Here is a 20452-nt window from a genome sequence, read left to right on the forward strand (position 1 = left end):
GGGCGGCGCCGTCGTCGAGGTCGCGGCTGCCCGCGGCGAGGCGGGCGGCTCCGCTCGCGGCGTCGCCCGTGACGGCGGCGAGCCGGGCCGCTCCCGCGTTGAGCTCGTCCGCGCCGGCGGCGAGCTCGGTCGCCCCGTCGAGCGCGGTGGCCCCGCCCGTCGCGAGCTGTGCCCCGCCGACCGACCCCATAAGCCCCCCGGCGACCAGGTCGCCCGCCCCCCCCTCCAGGTCGCCGGCGCCGTCGGCGAGGCGCTGCGCCCCGGCCTGCGCCTCGGCGGTGCCGTCGGCGAGGGTCGCGGCGCCGTCGGAGAGCTGCGTCGCGCCGTCGTCGAGGCGGGTCGCGCCGTCGGCGACCTTGCCGTTGTACACGAGCAGGAACGCGACGAGGCCGGCGACCGCGAGGGCGAGCACGGCGAGCGCGACGGACGTGAGGACCGTGTGCGTGCGGGAGGGTCGGGGTGAGGCGTGCTGCGTCATCTGTCGTCCTTCCTCACGCCCCGCGTCGTCGCGGGACGTTCGGCACGAGGGGAGATCGGGAGAAGAGGCGTTCACCTGCCCGGCGCTGCGCCGGGCCGCGCCCGCCATCGTTGGTGGGACGTGGAGTAGCAGGTAAATCTCCGTCGACGCTAGCAACCGTCGCGGCGTCCAGGACACCGAGTACTAGGTAATTCCGTCGTCACAATTCGGTCACGGGGCCGAAGTATCAAGTACTCCGCGCGCCGAGCCGTCGCCCGGGGCAATCGGCAGGCCGTGACGGTGCCACGAGCTCCGAGAGTTCACCCGCCCGTCACGCGACGGCCGGGAGGACGTCGACCCGCCGCCACCGCGCCGCACGACCCTCTGCTCGACCCTGTCGAAGGAGAGCCATGTCATCGATCCCCGAGCGGACCCGGGGGAGCGCGCCGGAGCGCCCCGCCCGCCGCACGCGTCCCGTCGCGCTCGTCGCCGGCGCGACGCTCGCCCTGGGCCTGCCCGTCGCCGCGGCCGTCCCGCCGCCCGCAGGAGCCGCGCCCACGGCGCCCGCGGCGCCCGCGCCGGTCGTCCTGACCGCCCCGGCACCGGACGAGACGTTCCACCGTCTCGCGACGTACCCCGTGTTCCACAACCGCCCCGACGGCGAGGACCCCGCCGCCGAGACGGTCGCCGAGATCTCCGCGGTGAGCGAGGACGGGCGGACCGTCGTCCACACCGACGCCCTCGCGCGCCGCATCGGCTTCCTCGACATCACCGACCCGAGCGCGCCGCGCGGCCTCGGCACGCTGAGCCTCGCCGAGCTCGGGTCCGGCCACGACGAGCCGACGTCGGTCGCGGTCGTCGGCAGCCACGTGCTCGTCGTCGTGGACACGTCGGTGAGCCTCACCGCGCCGAGCGGCCGCCTCGACGTCGTCGACCTCGCGACGCGCGAGCGCGTGCGGTCGCTCGACCTCGGCGGCCAGCCCGACTCGATCGCCGTCACGCCCGACGGCGCGCACGCCGTCGTCGCGATCGAGAACCAGCGCGACGAGGACGCGACGCCCACGGGTGGCGACGAGGGCGACCTCCCCCAGCTCCCGGGCGGGTTCCTGCAGGTCCTCGACCTGCCGGGCGACGACCCGACCGCCTGGTCGACCCGCGCCGTCCCGTTCCTCGACGACGCCGGCTCGCCGCTCCCGGTCGTCGAGGCCGCCGGTCTCGACACCCCGCAGGACCCGGAGCCCGAGTACGTCGCGATCAACCCCGCGGGCACGAAGGTCGCGGTGACGCTCCAGGAGAACAACGGCGTCGCCGTCGTCGACATCGCGTCGGGCGAGGTCGAGACCGTCTTCTCCGCGGGCTCGGTCGCCGTCTCCGGGATCGACGTGGCGAAGGACGGCGTGATCGACCAGTCCGGCTCCATCCCCGCGACGCCGCGCGAGCCGGACGCGATCGCCTGGCTCGACGACGCGCACGTCGCGACCGCGAACGAGGGCGACTGGAAGGGCGGCACGCGCGGCTGGTCGGTGTTCGACGCCGCGTCGGGCGAGGTCGTGTGGGACGCGGGTGCCGAGCTCGAGCGCCTCGCCGTGCGCGTGGGCCTGCACACCGAGGACCGCGCGGGCAAGAAGGGTGTCGAGCCCGAGGGCCTGGCCGTCGCGACGCTCGGCGGGACGCGCTACGCGTTCGTCGGCTCGGAGCGCTCGAACTTCGTCGCGGTGTACGACGTGACCGACGTGACCGCCCCGCGGTTCGTCCAGGTGCTCGCGACGACCAACGGCCCGGAGGGTCTGCTCGTCGTGCCGGAGCGCGACCTGCTCGTCGTCTCCAGCGAGGAGGACGACGCCGCGGCGGGCGTGCGCTCCGCCGTCACCGTGTTCGGGCGCGGCGAGCGGTGGGCCGACGGCGCGGGGTCGCCCCGGTTCCCGAGCGTCGTCTCCGCGGACGCGACCGAGGGCCCCCAGGCCGGCGCCCCGATCGGGTGGGGCGCGCTCGGCGCGCTGAGCGCCGACCCGGCGGATCCCCAGCGCCTGTGGACGGCGACCGACGCGGCGTACGCCACGTCGCAGCTCCTGTCGCTCGACGTGAGCGGCTACGGCGCGGGTTCCCCGGCCGTCATCGACAGGTCCGTCACCCTCACGCGCGACGGCGCCCCCGTGGGCCTCGACGTCGAGGGCGTCGCCGCGCGACCGGAGGGCGGCTTCTGGCTCGGCGTCGAGGGCGCGAAGGGCGCGGACAACGCGGTCGTGCGCGTCGACGCCGCGGGCGCCGTCGTCGAGTCCGTCGCCCTGCCCGAGGACGTCGCCGCGGGCCTCGGCAAGCACGGCATCGAGGGCGTCGCGGTCGTACCGGCCGTCTCGACGGCGCGCGATGCCGCGGGCGAGCAGGTGTGGGTCGCGCTCCAGCGCGGCCTGACCACGGACGATGGCGGCACGGCGGGCACCGCGCGGCTCGGCCGCTACGACGTCGCCACGCGCACGTGGGACTGGTTCGCCTACCCGCTCGAGCGCACCACGACCGACGGTGACTGGATGGGCCTCAGCGAGGTGACCGTCGTCGACCACGACACGCTCGCCGTCGTCGAGCGCGACAAGCTCAACGGCCCCGCCGCCGCGGTGAAGCGCGTCTACGCCGTCGACGTGCCCGACGTCGCCGTCGGGGCCGCGTCCGTGACCCCGGTCGCGGTCACCAAGACGCTCGCGCACGACGTCCTGCCCGACCTGCGGGCGACGCATGGCTGGACGCAGGAGAAGCTCGAGGGCCTGACTGTGGGCGGCGACGGCACCGTGTGGGCGATCACCGACAACGACGGCCTCGACGACGCCACGGGCGAGACCGTGCTCCTGAGCCTCGGGGCGGCGTCCGACGTGTTCGACGGCCACCTCGACGGCGACAGCCCGGGCGGCCCCGGCGAGCCCGGCGAGACGCCCGGCGCGGGCGAGCAGCCGCCCTCGACCCCGCGGCACACGGTCGGCGCCGACGACCTCACCGACGCGAACCACGGCGGCGTCACGCTCACCCCGGCACGCGTCCGCGCGGGCGAGCGGGTCACCGCGACGGCCGAGGGCTTCGCCCCCGGCGAGTGGGTGACGGCGACGCTGTTCTCGACCCCGGCCGACCTCGGCACGCACCGCGCCGACGCGTCCGGCGTGCTCACCGCGACCGTGACCGTCCCCGCCGACGTCGCGGTGGGCGAGCACCGGTTCGCGCTCGTCGGCCAGGTGGACGGCCGCGTGCTGTGGACCGAGCTCGAGGTCCTCGCCCCGGACGGCGCGGTGCCCGGGCCCGACGGCGCGGCGCCCGGTCGACCGGGCGGACTCGCCACGACCGGCACGCACGTCGGCGCGTTCGTCGGCCTCGCGGTCGTGCTCGTCGCCGGCGGCGTGACGATCGTCGTCGCGCGGCGGCGGATGCGCGCGTCGAGGTAGGTCCGCGGTCCTCGGCCTCGCGGGGCGCGCGGGCGGTCGCCCGGGCGGGTCAGTCGCGGTCGTTCGGCATGAGGGCCCACAGGACGAGGTAGGCGATGACCTGGGGGCCGGGGAGCAGGATCGAGACCGCGGCGACGACGCGCACGACGGTCGGGTCCCAGCCGAAGCGGCGGGCGATCCCGGCGCACACGCCGGCGATCATCCGGCCGTGACGGGGCCGGGACAGGGTCGGCCGGAAGGAGGCTGCGGAGGCGTCTGAGGTGCTCATACCTCGACGGTAGGAGCGGGTACGTCGCAGCGGTATCGGGTGGTCCCCCGAACCGACCCTGATCCTGCGGCCCACCACCCTGAGCCGCCGGGTCCCCGCCTCAGCGGGCGAGCGCGGCCTCGAACGCGGCGAGCGCGCGCGGGGACGCGAGGGCGAACGTCACGGAGGTCGGACCGGTCGCCGTCGAGGTGCGGACCGCCTCGACGGCGACGCGCGCGACGTCGTCCACGTCCCAGCCGTAGACGCCCGCGCTGATCGCCGGGAAGGCGACGGTCAGGGCGCCGAGGCCGGCGGCGACGTCGAGCGAGCGCGTGAAGCAGGACGCGAGGAGCGCGGGGTCGGTCTGGCCGCGGTGGCGGTTCGGGCCGACGGTGTGGACCACCCAGCGGGCCGGGAGGTCGTACGCGCCGGTCGCGACGGCGTCGCCCACGGGCAGGCCGTCGGGGAGGGTCGTGCGCCGGAGCTCGCGGCACTCCTCCAGCAGCCGCGGCCCGGCCGCGGCGTGGATCGCCCCGTCCACGCCCCCGCCCCCGAGGAGGGCGGAGTTCGCGGCGTTGACGATCGCGTCGACGCGGAGCGTCGTGATGTCGGCGAGGCGTGCGTCGAGGTCCATGCCCCCATCGTCACGCGAGCACGGGGTTGCTCGCCGCCGAGAACGGGCTTGCTGACGTTCTGACGCCGAGAACGACAGCAACCTCGTTCTCGGCGGAGGAGGGGTCAGTCGCGCGAGACGACGATGCTCGCGCTGTGGCCGCCGAACCCGAACGCGTTGACCAGCGCGTGCCGAGCCGCGGTCGGCTGCGCGGCGCCCCGGACGACGTCGAGGTCGACGGCCGGGTCGAGGGAGTCGAGGTTGAGCGTCGGCGGGACGCGGCCGTCGCGCACGGCGAGCAGCGCGACGAGCACGCCGAGCGACCCGGACGCGCCGAGCAGGTGGCCCGTCGCGCCCTTGGTGCTCGTCACGGGGGGCGGGATGGCGAGCGCGGCGCGCAGCGCGTCCGCCTCGTTGACGTCGCCGACGGGCGTCGACGTCGCGTGCGCGTGGACGAGCCCCACGTCGGCGGGGGACAGTCCCGCCGAGCGCAGCGCGAGCCCGATCGTGCGGGCCTGGTTCTCCGGGTCGCCGCCGACGATGTCGAACGCGTCCGACGTCAGCGCGGCCCCGGAGACGACGCCGTGCACGACCGCGCCGCGCGCCCGGGCGTGCTCCTCGCTCTCGAGCACGAGGAGCGCCGAGCCCTCGCCCATGACGAACCCGTCGCGGTGCACGTCGAACGGGCGCGACGCACGCTCGGGCTGGTCGTTGCGCGTCGACATCGCGCGTGCCGCGGCGAACGCGGCGAGGGAGAACGCGCGGACGCCCGCCTCGACGCCGCCGCACACCACCACGTCCGCCGTGCCGGCCAGGATCATCTCGCGACCCATCGCGATCGCCTCCGAGCCCGCGGCGCACGCGCTGATCGGGGCGCGCGCGCCCGCCTTCGCGCCGAGGTCGATCGACAGCCACGCGGCCGGCCCGTTGGCCATGAGCATCGTGACCGTGTGCGGGGAGACGCGCCGCGGCCCCTGCTCGTCGAGCACGCGCGACTGGTCGAGCGTCGTCGCGATGCCGCCGTTCGCCGAGCCCACCACGACGGCGAGACGCGTCGGGTCGACGTCGGGCGAGCCCGCCGAGGCCCACGCCTCGCGGCCCGCGACGAGCGCGAGCTGCTCCGCACGGTCCGTGCGGCGCACCTCGCGCACGGCGAGCCCCTCGGAGAAGGCGTCGTCGACGCGCGCCGCGATGCGGACGGGCAGGTCGGCCGCCCAGTCGTCCTTGATCGTCCGTACCCCGGACTCGCCGCGCAGCAGCGCGTCCCACGTGTCCGGGGCGGTGAGTCCGACAGGGGTCACCGCCCCGTAGCCGGTGACGACGGCTCGCGTCATGGTGTCCCCCTACCTCGGGCGTCGTCTCGTCGGACGACGGATGTGGTTGATGGGTCCCATTTCAAGACATCCGTACGAGGTTTGTCTTGTCCGACAGTGTGACAGTGCGCACGCTGTCACACCCTGGCAGTAAAGGGCGAGTCCGGTCGTCCGACGACTGCGCCGCCCAGGACCGCGTACGGTCGCCGCACGGACCGACACGAGGGGGAGACGGATGGGACGGGCTGAGCGGACCTGGGGCGCGCTGACGGTCGCGGCGCTGACGCTCGCCGGGTGCGCGGCGGGCGCCGCCGCGCCCGCGGACCCGTCCTCCGCCGCCGCGTCGCCCGGGGCGACGCCGCAACTGCCTCCGACCGAGGGCGTGCTCGACTACCAGCTCGGCGGCGCGTACGACGAGGTCGACCCCGGATCCGGGCCCGTGACGCCCGACGTCGTCGTCCGGGACGCGACCGCCGAGCCCCTGCCCGGCGCGTACTCGGTCTGCTACGTCAACGGGTTCCAGACCCAGCCCGGCGACGCCGACCGGTGGCGCGGCCACGAGGACCTCCTGCTGCACGACGCCGACGGGACGCCCGTCGTCGACCCCGACTGGCCTGACGAGCACGTGCTCGACCCGTCGACCGCAGAGCAGCGCGAGGGCATCCTCGCGATCCTCGGTCCCGTCGTGAGCGGTTGCGCCGAGGACGGGTTCGACGCCGTCGAGATCGACAACCTCGACACGTGGACCCGGTTCGACGCGATCGACGAGGACGGCGCGCACGCGCTCGCGCGCGCGTACGTCGACCTCGCGCACGACGCCGGGCTCGCCGTCGCGCAGAAGAACGCCGCGGAGGTCGCGCCCCTCGCCGCGCGCGACCTCGGGTTCGACCTCGCCGTCACCGAGGAGTGCGCCGTGTTCGACGAGTGCGCCGCGTACACCGCGGTCTACGGCGACCACGTGCTCCAGGTCGAGTACCCCGACGCGCTCGCCGACGCGGGCCTGACCTTCGACGACGTCTGCGCCCGCGACGCCCGCGCCCCGCTCGTCGTCCTGCGCGACCGCGACCTCGTCGCCCCCGACGAGCCGGGCTATCTCTACGAGACCTGTTGACGGCGACCCCGCGCCGGGCCGGCCTCGACGGTCGCGCGCGACCGGACGCCCGTGACACCAGCCGTCGGGGCGTGCGTCACCAGCCGTCGGGCGTGAGCAGCTTGCGGATGCGCTTCTCGCTCACCGGGCCGTCGGTGCCGAGCTGCTGCGCGAACAGCGACACGCGCAGCTCCTCGAGCAGCCACCGGACCTCGGCCAGGTCGGCCGCGCGGAGGGGGTCGGCCGGGCCCTGGGCGTAGGCGGCGCGGGCGCGCTGGTACGCCTCCTCGACGTCGTGCACGCGCCACGCGAGCTCGGCGTCGCGGTTCGGGTTCGTCTGCGCCTTCTCCAGCCGGTACGACGCCGCCCGCAGGTAGCGCGTGAGGTGCGGCAGGCGTCGGGGCGGGGTCTGGGACACGAAGCCGTCGTGGATGAGGCCCGCGGCCTGCTCACGCAGGTCGGTGAGCGTGTTGAGCAGCGCGAGGCTGTTCGACGCGCGGATCTCCGCGTCGAGGTTCCGCGACGCCGTGAGCGCCGCGACCACGTGCCCGACGACCTGGTGCACCTGGTCCTCCAGGTGCGACCGGACGAACTCCCGCGCCGCCGCGTACCTCTCGGCGTCGCGGATCGCCGCCGCGTCGGGCTGATTCCCGTACGGTCCGCTCCCACCGCTCGTCAGTGCGATCACAGCGGCGAGCTGGAGGTCCGCGACCAGCGCGTCCGTGTTCCGGTACGGGCTCGCCGCGAGCGTCAGCGACTGCGTCCCGTTCCACCGGCTCGTGATCCGCCCCGTCTGGAGCGCCGTCTCCGACAGCAGCAGACGCCGCACGCCCCGGGCGTGCTCGCGCGCCTGCGCGGTCGCGTCGGCCAGCACGCGCAGCGCGACGCTCGGCTTGCCCATCGCGTCCTGCTCCTCGACGACCGCCGGGAACCCCCGCACCACGACCCCACCTCCGAGGTCGGTCGACACCGTCGCCGGGATCGCGCCCCCGGGCACGTCGGGCCACGTCGTCAGGCCGGTCTGCTCGGCCACCAGGGCGCCCGTGGTCGGGTCCGCGGGCGGTGCGCCGTCGGTGCTCGGGCTGGCCGCGCCGTCGCCTCGCGCCGTCGACCGTCCGTGGCCGCGCGCGGCCTCGACGCCCTGCGCATCCGACGACGCAGCGCCCGCTCGTCCTGCACCGCGCCCTGGTGAGCCGGCCGCCGTGGGTGACCCTGCGCCGTCGGACGCCGTGCCCTGGCCGCGACGTGTCGGCGAGCCGGACGCCGAGGGGGAGGGGCGGCCGTCGGATGCGAAGGACGTGGCGGGGCTGGCGGGAGCGCCGTGAGGAACGAGCGGCGCGGATGGAGTCCGAGCACCGGCGGCCGCCCCTTCCCCGGACCGAGACTCCGCCTCACGCAGCGCGGCGCCGACCGCGCCCTTCACGGCGGCGCGGACCGCGGCCTGGTTCTGGGCGGCGAGGCGGCGCTGGAGGGCGAGGAGGTCCTTCGACTCGTCGAGCACGACGGACCCGCCGCGGCCGCGGGGGTCCTCGACGCGGAACGTCATGCGCAGGTGCGCGGGCAGGCGCGCCTCCTGCTCGGGGCCCCACGCGTCGTCGGGGATGACGACGTCGCGCAGCGCCCGGACGGCGCGCGTGAACGCGACGTGGAACGGCTCGGCCATGTCGCCCGCGCGGGCCATGTCCTCCCAGGCGGGCGTGTGCTCGCGCAGCCAGGCGACGACGTCGCGCGCGACGTCGGGGGCGGGCACGAGCTGGACGCGGACCGGCTTGGGCAGGGAGCGGATCGTCGCGGTCGCGAGCTCGTCGAGCAGGCCGGGCACCATCCAGTCGAACCCGTCGGGGACGACGCGGTTGAGCACGGAGATCGGCACGTGCACGGTGACGCCGTCCGCCTCGGTCCCGGGCTGGAACTGGTAGGTGAGCGGGAGCGTGAGCTCGCCCTGCGGCCAGGTCTCGGGGAACTGCGACGTGTCGATCTGCTCGGCGTCGGGCACGAGCTGCTCGAGCGTGAACGTGAGCAGGTCGGGGTCGCGGCGCCGTGCCGTCTTCCACCACCGGTCGAAGTGCGCGGCGGACACGACGTCGTCGGGCACGCGCTCGTCGTAGAAGTCGAACAGCACGTCGTCGTCAACGACGAGCCCGCGCTGGCGCGAGCGCGCCTCGAGCTCCTCCGCCTCCTCGAGGAGGCGGCGGTTCTCGTGGAAGAACCGGTGGTGCGTGGTCCACTCGCCCTGCACGAGCGCGTGCCGCACGAACATCTCGCGCGCGGCCTCGGGGTCGACCTTCGCGTACAGCACCTTGCGGTCGGCGACGATCGGCACGCCGTACAGCAGCACCTTCTCCGTCGCGATCGCCGCGCCGCGCTTCGTCGACCAGTGCGGCTCGGAGTACGTGCGCCGCGCGAGGTCGCCCGCGAGGTCCTCGGCCCACTCGGGCTGGATGCGCGCGACGTCCCGTGCCCACAGCCGCGACGTCTCGACGAGCTCGCCCGCCATGATCCACGCCGGCGGCTTCTTGCTGAGCGGCGAGCCGGGGAAGATCGCGAACCGCGCGCCGCGTGCACCGGTGTACTCGTTGCGGGCCTGCTTCTGCGCGCGCCGCAGCGCCTTGGCGCGGGCCTCGCCCTTGAGGTGCGCGACCGACGACGCCTTGACCTCGCCCGTGTCCTGCATCCCGATCTGCGACAGCAGGCCGGACAGGAGCGCCTTGTGGATCGTGTCCCCGTCCCAGGCGCGCTTGTAGGCCTGGCTGTCGGGGGCGGTGGTCGGGTCCGCGGCGGCTGCGCCCGAGGTGCTCGGGCTACCATCCGCGCCGCTCGTTCCTCGCGTCGCTCCCGCCAGGCCCGCCACGCCCTTCGCATCCTCGGGCGCAGCCGCCGCTCGTCCTGGACCTCGCCGCGCGTCGTCACCGGCCACGCCGCGGGTGCGCGGCTTGTACGACATGTCGATGCCGAGGGGCTTGGACATCTCGCGGAGCTGGGCGACGACGTCCTGCCACTCGCGGATGCGCAGGAAGTTGAGGTACTCGGCCTTGCACAGGCGGCGGAACGCCGACGACGAGAGCTCGTGCTGCTGCTCGCGGACGTACTCCCACACGTTGAGGTAGGTGAGGAAGTCGGAGTGCGGGTCGGTGAAGCGCGCGTGCGCCTGGTCGGCCTGCGCGCGGACCTCGGCGGGGCGCTCGCGCGGGTCCTGGATCGACATGACGGCGGCGATGATCGCGACCTCGCGCGCGACGCCGAGCCTCGAGCCCTCCCAGATCATGCGGGCGAGGCGCGGGTCCATGGGGAGCTGCGCGAGGACGCGCCCGACCTCGGTGAGGCGCGTGACGCCGTCGGACGTCGCCAGGGCGCCGAGCTCGGTGAGGAGCTGGACGCCGTCGCGCACGGCGCGCGTGTCCGGGGGCTCGACGAACGGGAAGCGCGCGACCTCGTCGGGGGTCTCGACGACGCCGACGGAGATCATCTGGAGCAGCACGGACGCGAGGGAGGTGCGCAGGATCTCCGGCTCGGTGAACTCGGGCCGGGAGAGGAAGTCGTCCTCGGAGTAGAGGCGCACCGCGATGCCGTCGGCGACGCGGCCGGAGCGGCCGGAGCGCTGGTTCGCGCTCGCCTGCGAGACGGGTTCGATGGGCAGGCGCTGGACCTTCGTCGCCTTGGAGTAGCGCGAGATGCGGGCCGTGCCGGGGTCGACGACGTAGTGGATGCCCGGCACGGTGAGCGACGTCTCGGCGACGTTCGTCGCGAGCACGATGCGCCGCGAGGAGTGCGCCTGGAAGACGCGGTGCTGCTCGGCCGACGACAGCCGCGCGTACAGCGGCAGGATCTCGACGCGTTGCGGGTGCTTCGGGTCGGTGACGCGGTCCTTGAGGTGACCCGTGAGCGCGTCGGCGGCATCGTGGATCTCGCGCTCGCCCGAGAGGAACACGAGGATGTCGCCCGGTCCCTCGCGCATGAGCTCGTCGCACGCGTCGACGATGCCGGTGACGAGGTCCTTCTCCTCGGCGCCTGCGCGCCCCTTCGCCTTCCCGGACCCGGGATCGACGTCCGGGGACAGCGGCCGGTACCGGATCTCGACCGGGTAGGTGCGGCCGGACACCTCGACGACGGGCGCGGCGTCGGGCAGCGCGTCGACCACGTAGTCCGGTGCGCCGCCGAGCTGGGCGAGGTGCGCGGGGGAGAAGTGCTGCGCGAAGCGCTCGGAGTCGATCGTCGCCGACGTGATGATCAGCTTGAGGTCGGGGCGGCGCGGCAGGAGCCGCGCGAGGTAGCCGAGCAGGAAGTCGATGTTGAGGGACCGCTCGTGCGCCTCGTCGACGATGATCGTGTCGTACGCGAGCAGCTCCGGGTCGCGCTGGATCTGCGCGAGCAGGATGCCGTCCGTCATGACCTTGACGAGCGTGTCCTCGCTGGAGGTGTCGGTGAACCGCACCTGGTACCCGACGACGCCGCCCAGCTCCGTGCCGAGCTCCTCCGCGATGCGCTCGGCGACCGTGCGCGCGGCGATCCGGCGTGGCTGCGTGTGCCCGACCTGACCCGTGCGGCCACGGCCGAGCTCGAGCGCGATCTTGGGGAGCTGCGTCGTCTTCCCGGAGCCCGTCTCGCCCGCGACGATGACGACCTGGTGGTCGCGGATCGCGGCGGCGATGTCCGCGCGTCGGGCGCTGACCGGGAGCTGCTCGGGGTAGGTGATGGGCGGGACCGTCACGGTCTCGCGCGCCTGCGCGGCCCGCTCGAGCTGCGCCCGGCTCACCTGCCGCGCGCCCGACGACGCCCGCTCGCCCCGCCCGCGCCGCGGCGCCGACGCGCCGCCCGCCGAGGTGCCCGACGCCGTCCGGTCGCCCCGTCCGCGGCCGCGGCGGTTCCCGCGGCGCCGGCCCTCGCGCGGGGTGCCCTCGGGCGCGCCGTCCCGCTGGGGAGGGCGCGCGTCAGGCTGGTTCGCTGCGGGCTCGGTACTCACGACGGTCCATTCTCTCAACCCGCCGCAACTTCATTGGTCTCGGGGGCGGCGCCGAGCCTGGTGGGATGCTGTCATCTTGCCAGCCTGGCTGGCGGAGGTGGTCGCGACCGCGACGTTGACGATCCGAGGGCTCGGCGACGACGTGCGCGAACGGCTTCGAGCGCGGGCCGCAGTGCACGTGACGGTCGTCGACCCGTGGGTCGACCCCGCACGATGAGCCCCGGCGGGGCGCGGTTCAGCGCGTCCCGTTCCAGACGGCGTCTGGCGCGCATCCCTCGGGGACGTGCAGGCCGTCCGGCGGCTCCCAGTCGGCGGGGACCGAGCCCACGAGCTCGCCGCCGCCGACACCGAACGCGTCGCCGTCGGCGAACGCGCCCGCCCCGGTGACGAGCGTCGTGCCGTCCCAGGCCACGCGGTCGACGCTGAAGACCGGGAGCCACCGGACCCCGTCCGCGTCGGTCACGTAGACGCACCCGTCCTCGACCGTGAGCGTGCCCTCGAGCAGGGCGTCGTTCCCGGCGCCCTCGCTCCGGCCCCACGTCGCGACCTCGTCGACCTCGATGTCACCCGTCCAGAGCGCGGCGCACCCCGTCGTCGCGAGCCACGCCCCCACGGCGACGACCGCCCCGGCGACGGTGCGCCGTCGTGAACGGCGCCGGTCACGGCCCTGCCTCCCCATGGCATCGAGCGTACGGACCCGAGGCTCGCCGGCCTCGCGACGACGGCGATCGTGACCGACCTGAGACGCGCCGTCGCGCGTGCGCTGGTCGCCCGTGACACCGGGGTCGGGTGTCGCGTCGTCAGGCGAGCGCGCGGCGCATGACGACGCGCGGCACGCCGCCGCTGACGCCCGTCGTCGGGGCGGCGCGGACGAACCCGGCGCGCTCGAACAGCGCGACGGTGCCGACGTAGCCGGAGATCACGTCCACGCGCCCACCGCCCGCGTCGACGGGGTAGCCCTCGACCGCGGGTGCACCGTGCGCGGCGGCGTGCTCGACGGCGCCCGCGAGGAGGTCGTGCATGAGCCCGCGGCGGCGGTACCCGGCCCGGACGACGAAGCACACCGCGCTCCACGCGTCGAGGTCGTCGACGAACGGGATCGTCCGGGCGTTCATGAGCCGTCGGTACGTGCTGCGCGGCGCGACGGAGCACCAGCCCGCGACCTCGCCGTCCACGTACGCGAGCACGCCCGGCCCGGGGTCGGTCTCGCACAGGCCGGCCATGAACGCCGGGCGGTCCTCCACGGCGACGCGGCTGTCCCGGTAGGACGTGCACCAGCACGCGCGCACGCCGGCCCGCCGCGGCCCGACCACGGTCGCGACGTCGTCGAAGCGCCCGACGGCGGAGCGCACCTCCACGTCCACGCCACCACGCTAGGCGCGCCCACCCACGCGGGCGAGCACCGCCGTCGGGCACCGCTCCGGCCCGGCACCGGGCCCCGCCGAGAACGACCTTCCGCGCGGTCGAGCACGGGGTCGCTGCCGGAAGGACGGCGACGTCGACAGCAACCCCGTGCTCGGCGGGAGAGGGGCCCGGCCTCAGCCCGGGACGGCCCGCGCGTAGCGCTCGGACAGCAACCGCACGTGGTCCACGAGGCCGGGCGGGTCGGTGACGTGGAAGTCGAGGCCGAGCATGCCGACCCACACCGCCACGACCTCGACGCTGTCGCCGCCGGTGACGAGGAGGCAGCGGCCGTCCGGCAGCGGCTCGACGGTGCCGACCGTCGGGTTGATGCGCCGCAGCACCTCCTCGGCGGGGGCGTCGACCTCGACGCGCGCGTGCACGGCCCAGCCGGTGCGCGCGACCTCGCGCACGACGAGCTCCGTCATGTCGCCCGGGAACTCGACGGGCGTGAACCGTCGCCCGCCCGGCACGCGCAGCACGAGCCAGTCGACGCGGTACGGCGCCCAGCGGCCGGTCGCGGGCTCGCGCGCGACGAGGAACCAGCGCCGTTGCCACGCGACGAGGCGGTACGGCTCGAGCTCGACCGGCTCGTCGCGGTAGTACGCGCGCAGGCCCTGGTGGTCGCGCACGGCGTCGGCCAGGGCGGTGAGCGTGTCCGGGTCGACGACCGGGTCCTCGACGTTCGAGTCGGTGTTCGCCGGGCCCGCGGCGCTCGCGGACCGCAGCGCGGCGACGCGGCGCCGCAGCCGGTCGGGCATGACCTGCTCGAGCTTGGCGAGCGCAGACGCCCCGGACTCCTCGAAGCCGGCGGTGCCGGTCGCGGCCCGCAGCCCGACGGCGACGGCCACGGCCTCGGCGTCGTCGAGCAGGAGCGGGGGGAGGCGCGCGCCGGCTCCCAGCCGGTACCGGCCGCCCGGTCCCCGCACCGCGCCGACGGGGTAGCCCAGCTCGCGCAGCCGGGCGACGTCGTTGCGCACGGTGCGGTCGCTCACGCCGAGCCGTGCGGCGAGCTCGGCGCCGGACCAGTCGGGGCGCGACTGCAGCAGGCCGAGCAGGGCGAGCATGCGGGCCGACGTCGAGGCCATGGGCACCTCCGGAGAAGAGGTCGGAAGTTCGTCGAACCCGCTCAGAATAAAGGAAGGAACCGTGCCGGAACCCTCCGTAGTGTCGTTCACGAGAGCAGGGCAGGACGCCCCGCACGACGAAGGAGGAACCATGAGCACGACGACCCTCGAGCACCGTCCGTTCTCCGTCGACGTCCCCCAGGCCGACCTCGACGACCTGCGCGAGCGGCTCGAGCGGACCCGCTTCGCGCCCGCCGCCCCCGGCGACTCCTGGGAGTACGGCACCCCCGAGTCGTACCTGCGCGACATGGTCCGGCGCTGGACGACGTTCGACTGGCGCGCCGTCGAGGACCGCGTGAACGCGTACCCGGGGTTCCGCACCGAGATCGACGGCCAGCCGATCCACTACCTGCACGTGCGGTCGCAGCACGAGGACGCGACGCCGCTGCTGCTCGCCCACACCTACCCGGGCTCGATCCTCGACTTCCTCGACATGATCGACCCGCTCGTCGACCCCGTCGCGCACGGCGGCCGCCCCGAGGACGCGTTCCACCTCGTCATCCCGTCGATGCCGGGCTTCGGGTTCTCGACGCCCGTCGTCGGTGACACGGACTGGACCATGGCGCGCGTCGCCCGGGCCTACGACACCCTCATGCGCGACCTCGGCTACGACTCGTACGGCATCCACGGCAGCGACGGCGGCGCGATGGTCGGCCGCGAGCTCGCGATCCTCGACCCCGAGGGCTTCCTCGGCGCCCACGTGCTCCAGCTCTTCTCGTTCCCCTCGGGCGCGGAGGGGGAGATGGACGGCTTCGGGGAGAAGGAGTACGCGGCGCTCGGCCACATGCAGTGGTTCCAGTCCGTCGGCGCGTACAACACGATGAACGCGTCCCGGCCGCAGACCGTGGCCGCGGGCCTCGCCGACTCGCCGGTCGCCGTCCTCGCGTACCACGAGCTCTTCGAGAGCTTCGGCAACGGGACGAGCCTCGTGAGCGCCGACCAGGTGCTCGCGCAGGCGACGCTCTACTGGCTCACCAACTCCTACGCGACGGCGGCGCGCTACCACTACGCCGAGCAGCGGTCGGGCGCGGAGCCCGTCGTGAGCCAGGGGCGGATCGGCGTGGCCGTGTTCAAGGACGACTTCCAGACGCTGCGCGCCTTCGCCGAGCGGGACAACGCCCGGATCGAGCACTGGTCCGAGTTCCCGCGCGGCGGCCACTACGCGGCGCTCGAGGTCCCCGAGGACGTCGTCGCCGACCTGCGGGTGTTCTTCGCCTGACGAGCACGGCATCGCGCGCTCTCGACCACGGGGTTGGGGTCGTGAGGGACCCGGTGGGGCCCCCAACCCCCGAGTAGGGCCGGGGGGGGGGGGGGGGGGGGGCTGTCGAAGGGGCCGCGAGGCGCCCCCCCCCCCCCGCCCCCCGCCCCCCCCCCCCCCCGGGCCGGGGGCCCCCCCCCCCCTGCTGGGCCCATGCCCGCCGGGGCCCGCGGGGCCCGCGGGGGGGGCGCGCGCCGGGGGGCCGGGGGCGACGACGCGGCGTCGGTCCGCGGCGACGGCGCGGCGCCGGCTCGTCGTCGGCGTCCTGCTGCCGCTCGCCCTCGTCGCGTGCACGCCGGGCGACGACGCCTCCCCGGTCGCCCCCGCACCCGCGACGACGCGTTCGGACGAGGCGTCCGACGCGGGCCGGACCTCCGGCGCGGGTGACCCGTCCGGCGCGGGCGACGCGTCCGGCGCGCAGGACCCCGCGGAGGAGTCCGAGGGTGCCGCGGAGACGGTGGTCGTGCCGGTGGGGCCGGCGACCGTCGAGGTCGCCGTGCCCCCGCTCCCCCCGGGCGCACCGAGCGGGTCCGGCCCGGCGGCGGCGGTCACGGCCGGTGACGAGGGCGCGTCGGACGTCACGCTCGTCCTCGCCGACGGCCCGGCCCGGATCTCGGTCGAGGGCGGGTCGCTGGTCCGTCACGCCGACGGCACCCTCACCGTCCTGGACGACGCCGGCACCCCCGTCGGCGGCCTCGGCGCGCCGCGCGTGATCGCTCCGCACGCGGACGGCCCCGGCACGGGAGCGCCCGTCGCGTCCGGCACCGACGGCCCGGGCGACGTGACGGACCGCGACGACGACGCGAGCGACGGGACGGACCGCGACGACGGCGCGGACGCCGGGGCGAACGGCGACGGCGGGCCGGAGGACGACCCGTCGGCGACGCCGAGCGTGCGCACCGCGCTCGTCGACGCGCGGCACGCGGAGGTGACGCTCGTGCCGACGGCGGGGACGCCATCGGCGTGGGACGTCGTCGTGCCGCTGGGCACGCAGGCCCTGCGGAGCACCGGCTGGGGTGAGCGCGAGGGCGGCCGGTCGCTCGCCGTCGACCCGACCGCGTGGGCGCGGACCGCCGGGCAGGCGGGCCGGGAGCTCGTGTGGGCGCAGGTCGTGGCCGCCGAGCCGGAGGCCGACTCCCCGACGATGCGCGACCAGCTCGTGTGCCACGCCGTCGGCGCCCCGGGCAAGGCGACGTGGAACCTCGAGCCCTGGCGGCCCGACGTCGGGCTGCTCGACACGATGGCCGCGCGCTGCAACCCGACCTGACGACACCCCAAGCGGCCGAACACGAGGTTGCTGTCGTTCGGGAGCCCAGAACGACAGCAACCCCGTGTTCGACGGTGAGCAACGCCGTGGTCGGCGGGACGGCAACGGCCCGGGCCGCACGACGGCTGGTGGACGTCGTGCCGCCCGGGCCTGACCTCGGCGGCGGTACCGCTCCGCCTGCTGCGCCGAGGACGTTCCGGGGCGGGGGCGGCAGCCGCCCCCGCCGGTCAGGACCGGTCAGCGTGCCTGCGGGCCACCCTTCGAGGCCTTGCGCAGGGACTTCTCGCTGCGCGGCTCGTCGCCGCTCGCGCGCAGGCGCCGGTAGTACTCGCGCGCCTCGTCCTGCCGCTCCTTCTCGATGCCCGTCGCGATCGTCGCCCGCAGGTGCTCGGGGCCGTAGCCCCACGCGTCGACGAGGTCCTGCGCGTGCGGGCGCAGACGGTCCACGAGCCGGTCGAGGTAGCTCGTCACGGTCCGGGCGCGCTGCGCCGACAGGCGCCCGTTGAGCAGGTACCACGCGAGGTGGCGCTCCACGAGACTCAGGCCGAACAGGTCGCGCAGCGTGGTGAGCACCTCGCGCGTCCCCGCGTCCTCGACCGTCTCGAGCGCCTGCGTGAACGCCTCCCAGCGCAGCAGCTCGGCGTGCGCGCGGGCCGCCTCGACGAGCTCGACCTGGTGCGCGTTGAACAGGTTCGTCGCCGTCTCCGGGTCCGCCTTCTGCGCGGGCCGCAGCGCCTGCGCGACGTCCGCGACCATCGTCTCGACCCGGTCGGTGAGCAGCGCGCGCTGCGTCTCGGGGTCGCGCAGGTGACCGGCCGCACGGCGCGGGTCGCCGACGTCCGCGAGCGCCTGCGCGGCGCGCTTGAGCGGCGTGCGGTGCAGCGCCATGTCGCCCGCGCGCTCGACGACGACGCGCGCCATCTGGCCGGGCGTGATGCCCTTGAACTGCTTGCCGTAGTCGGCGAGGAGGCGCTTCGCGACGAGCTGGAGCAGCACCGTGTTGTCGCCCTCGAACGTCGCGTACACGTCGAGGTCCGCGCGCAGGCTCGTGATGCGGTTGGTCGTGAGGAAGCCCGCGCCGCCGCACGCCTCGCGCGTCTCCTGGAGCACGTCGAGCGCGAACCGCGTGCTCGTCGCCTTGAGCGCGGCGGCCGTCGTCTCGAGGTCCTCGCGCTGCTCGGGCGTGTCCTCCTCGCCGGAGAACACGGAGTGGAACAGGTCGAGCAGGCGGTCGTGCGCGAAGTGCGCGGCGTACGCCTCGGCGACAGGGACGATGAGGCGGCGCTTGTGGGTGCCGTAGTCGAGGAGGACGACCTCCTCCGTCGGCGTCGCCCCGGTGAACTGGCGGCGCTCGTTGGCGTACCGGACGGCGATCGCGAGGCCGAGCTTCGCGGCCGTGACGGCGGCGCCGTCGAGCGAGACGCGGCCCTGCACGAGCGAGCCGAGCATCGTGAAGAAGCGGCGGCCCGGGCTCTCGATCGGGCTCGAGTAGGTGCCGTCGGGGGCGACCGAGCCGTAGCGGGCGAGCAGGTCGGTGCGCGGGACCCGCACGTGGTCGAAGTGCAGGCGGCCGTTGTCGATGCCGTTGAGCCCGCCCTTCTGGCCGTCGTCCTCGCCGCCGACGCCGGGCAGGAACGGCAGGCGGCCGAGCTCGTCGCGCTCGCCGTTCGTGTCACGGATCGGCACGTAGAACGCGTGCACGCCGTGGTTGACGTTCTTGGTGATGAGCTGCGCGAACACGACCGCGGCGACGCCGTGCACACCGGCGTTGCCGAGGTAGTCCTTCCACGCCCCGCGGAACGGGGTGTGGATGACGAACTCCTCGGTCTCCGGGTCGTAGGTCGCGGTCGTCGCGATGCTCGCGACGTCGGAGCCGTGCCCGATCTCCGTCATGGCGAACGCGCCGGGGACCGAGAGGTCCATGGCGCCGGGCAGGAGGCGGTCCTGCTGCTCGGGGGTGCCCAGGTGCAGGATCGCCGCGCTGAACAGCCCCCACTGGACGCCGGCCTTGATCTGCAGCGACGGGTCCGCGGCGACGAGCTCCTCGAACCCGGCGAGGTTGCCGCCCGGGTCGTTCGCGCCGCCGAGGTGCTCGGGGAACGCCCGCCACACCTGGCCCTTGCCGACGAGCAGGCGCATCTGCTCGAGCACGCGCTCGCGGTGCTCGCGCATGCTCAGCCCCTCGATGCGCTGGAACGCCTCCTCGCCGGCGGTCGCGCGGGCGCTCGCGCGCAGGTCGGCCCAGCGGCCGAGGAGGAGCGTCGACAGGGACTCGACGTCGACGCGGGCCTCGGACGTCGACGCCGCGTCGCCGGCGCTCGTCGAGCGCTGCGCGAGGGCGGGACGATCGGACGTGGCGGTCATGAGGTCTCCTTGAGGTCTGAGGTGGCGGCCCGGTGCAGCGGGCGGTCGAGGTCGGGTCGGGCGGCGTCGCGGCGCGCCCCGGTCGGCGCGCGGCGGTCGTCGGGGGTGCGGGCGGCCGGGCTGTGGGAGAGGACGCCGACGGGCCCGGCCCACAGCCAGGCGGCGACGCGCTCGGTGAGCTGCTCGCGGTCGGGCACGTCGGGGCGGTCGCGGTGGGCGAGCCACCACTCCCCGGCGCCCCGCACGAAGCCGACCGCGCCCGCCGCCCATGCCGCGGCGTCCGCGGCCGAGACGTCGGTGACGCGCGCGAACGGCTCGGCGACGAGCTCGATCACCGAGTCGAGGAACGCGGCGAGGGGCGCCCGGTTCGCAGCCGCGCCGTTCGTCGCGGGCCCGCTCGCGGCGAGCTGGGCGGCGGGCTCCTCCGTCCCGGCCACGGCGCTCGTGCGCGTGACGAAGTAGTAGACGTTGGGCGAGCTCTCGATCATCTCGAGGTACACGCCCACCATGGCGCGCAGCGCGCGCTTCGGTGTCTCGGCCGCCTCCGCGGCCTGGGTCAGCGCGTCGTGCATCTGGCCCACGACGGCGGCGCCCAGCGCGACCTGCAGGCCCGTCTTGTCGTCGAAGTAGCGGTAGATGATCGACTTCGACGTCCCCGACGCCGCCGCGATCTCGTCCATGGAGACCCCGGGGCCTCCCCGGTGCACGGCCTTGCTCGCTGCCCGGATGAGCTCGGCGCGGCGCGCCGCCCGGTGCTCGTCCCAGCGGGTCGACCGGCCGTCCACCGCTGCGCCCGGTTGCACCCGCCCTCGGGTGACCGGTCGCGCGTCGGCACCTGCGTTCACGTCGTCCTCCGTCTGCGCCCGACCTCGATGTCGTCGGTACCGCGTCGGTACCGTGCCGGGGCAGGGCGACGCCCTGTGACCCGAC

Annotated in this window: 14 protein-coding genes and 1 pseudogene; 5 read left to right on the forward strand and 10 right to left on the reverse strand. The window is 75.4% G+C overall.

The window, feature by feature from the left end; all coding sequences use genetic code 11:
• Positions 1 to 478 (reverse strand): annotated as a pseudogene (locus GYH36_RS08305) (hypothetical protein); the annotation flags it as partial.
• Positions 479 to 867: 389 nt separating this feature from the next.
• On the opposite strand from GYH36_RS08305, the gene GYH36_RS08310 reads away from it, so the two are divergent.
• On the forward strand, positions 868 to 3882 hold the full coding sequence (locus GYH36_RS08310; protein ID WP_162289608.1) for an esterase-like activity of phytase family protein: 3015 nt from the start codon (positions 868 to 870) through the stop codon (positions 3880 to 3882).
• Positions 3883 to 3931: 49 nt separating this feature from the next.
• On the opposite strand, the gene GYH36_RS08315 is transcribed toward GYH36_RS08310, so the two are convergent.
• From GYH36_RS08315 to GYH36_RS08325, 3 genes are all read right to left on the reverse strand, one after another.
• Positions 3932 to 4150, reverse strand: a complete 219-nt coding sequence (locus GYH36_RS08315) for a PspC domain-containing protein (RefSeq protein WP_024841370.1) — start codon at positions 4148 to 4150, stop codon at positions 3932 to 3934.
• Between the two features lie 100 nt (positions 4151 to 4250).
• On the reverse strand, positions 4251 to 4763 hold the full coding sequence (locus tag GYH36_RS08320) for an O-acetyl-ADP-ribose deacetylase (RefSeq protein WP_162289609.1): 513 nt from the start codon (positions 4761 to 4763) through the stop codon (positions 4251 to 4253).
• A gap of 104 nt (positions 4764 to 4867) precedes the next feature.
• Positions 4868 to 6076, reverse strand: coding sequence for a beta-ketoacyl-[acyl-carrier-protein] synthase family protein (locus GYH36_RS08325; RefSeq protein WP_162289610.1), 1209 nt, complete (start codon positions 6074 to 6076; stop codon positions 4868 to 4870).
• Between the two features lie 214 nt (positions 6077 to 6290).
• On the opposite strand from GYH36_RS08325, the gene GYH36_RS08330 reads away from it, so the two are divergent.
• Entirely contained in the window at positions 6291 to 7166 is an 876-nt protein-coding gene (locus tag GYH36_RS08330; protein WP_162289611.1) for an endo alpha-1,4 polygalactosaminidase, read from the forward strand.
• Between the two features lie 76 nt (positions 7167 to 7242).
• Here GYH36_RS08330 and hrpA read toward each other — a convergent pair whose 3' ends face one another.
• The gene (gene hrpA / locus GYH36_RS08335; protein ID WP_162289612.1) at positions 7243 to 12105 is read right to left on the reverse strand and encodes an ATP-dependent RNA helicase HrpA; all 4863 of its coding nucleotides are present in this window, start codon (positions 12103 to 12105) and stop codon (positions 7243 to 7245) included.
• A 97-nt stretch (positions 12106 to 12202) separates the two neighbouring features.
• Here hrpA and GYH36_RS20515 point away from each other — a divergent pair, with 97 nt between their 5' ends.
• Positions 12203 to 12322 carry a FitA-like ribbon-helix-helix domain-containing protein gene (locus GYH36_RS20515; RefSeq protein WP_512698706.1) on the forward strand — a complete coding sequence of 40 codons (120 nt, stop codon included), beginning with the start codon at positions 12203 to 12205 and terminating at the stop codon, positions 12320 to 12322.
• Between the two features lie 18 nt (positions 12323 to 12340).
• Here GYH36_RS20515 and GYH36_RS08340 read toward each other — a convergent pair whose 3' ends face one another.
• The 3 genes from GYH36_RS08340 to GYH36_RS08350 all read right to left on the reverse strand — a co-directional run bounded on the left by GYH36_RS08340 (position 12341) and on the right by GYH36_RS08350 (position 14594).
• Positions 12341 to 12784 (reverse strand): hypothetical protein, encoded by a 444-nt coding sequence (locus GYH36_RS08340; RefSeq protein WP_162289613.1) that lies wholly within the window; start codon positions 12782 to 12784, stop codon positions 12341 to 12343.
• Positions 12785 to 12905: 121 nt separating this feature from the next.
• Positions 12906 to 13469 (reverse strand): GNAT family N-acetyltransferase, encoded by a 564-nt coding sequence (locus GYH36_RS08345; protein ID WP_162289614.1) that lies wholly within the window; start codon positions 13467 to 13469, stop codon positions 12906 to 12908.
• 174 nt (positions 13470 to 13643) lie between these two features.
• A complete protein-coding gene (locus GYH36_RS08350; RefSeq protein ID WP_162289615.1) occupies positions 13644 to 14594 on the reverse strand; it encodes a helix-turn-helix transcriptional regulator in 951 nt (316 codons plus the stop codon).
• A 130-nt stretch (positions 14595 to 14724) separates the two neighbouring features.
• Between GYH36_RS08350 and GYH36_RS08355 the strand changes: the two genes are divergently transcribed.
• Positions 14725 to 15852 carry an epoxide hydrolase family protein gene (locus tag GYH36_RS08355; RefSeq protein WP_024841362.1) on the forward strand — a complete coding sequence of 376 codons (1128 nt, stop codon included), beginning with the start codon at positions 14725 to 14727 and terminating at the stop codon, positions 15850 to 15852.
• 502 nt (positions 15853 to 16354) lie between these two features.
• Positions 16355 to 17158: a DUF2599 domain-containing protein gene (locus GYH36_RS20320; protein WP_203231698.1), complete on the forward strand. Its 804-nt coding sequence runs from the start codon at positions 16355 to 16357 to the stop codon at positions 17156 to 17158.
• Positions 17159 to 17395: 237 nt separating this feature from the next.
• Here GYH36_RS20320 and GYH36_RS08365 read toward each other — a convergent pair whose 3' ends face one another.
• Both GYH36_RS08365 and GYH36_RS08370 read right to left on the reverse strand, forming a co-directional pair.
• Positions 17396 to 19522, reverse strand: coding sequence for an acyl-CoA dehydrogenase family protein (locus GYH36_RS08365; protein WP_162289616.1), 2127 nt, complete (start codon positions 19520 to 19522; stop codon positions 17396 to 17398).
• A complete protein-coding gene (locus tag GYH36_RS08370) occupies positions 19519 to 20325 on the reverse strand; it encodes a TetR/AcrR family transcriptional regulator (RefSeq protein WP_162289617.1) in 807 nt (268 codons plus the stop codon). The genes GYH36_RS08365 and GYH36_RS08370 overlap by 4 nt, the downstream gene beginning before the upstream one ends.
• Positions 20326 to 20452 lie beyond the last annotated feature (127 nt).

This window comes from Cellulosimicrobium composti (genome assembly GCF_010287905.1).
GTDB lineage: Bacteria > Actinomycetota > Actinomycetes > Actinomycetales > Cellulomonadaceae > Cellulosimicrobium > Cellulosimicrobium composti.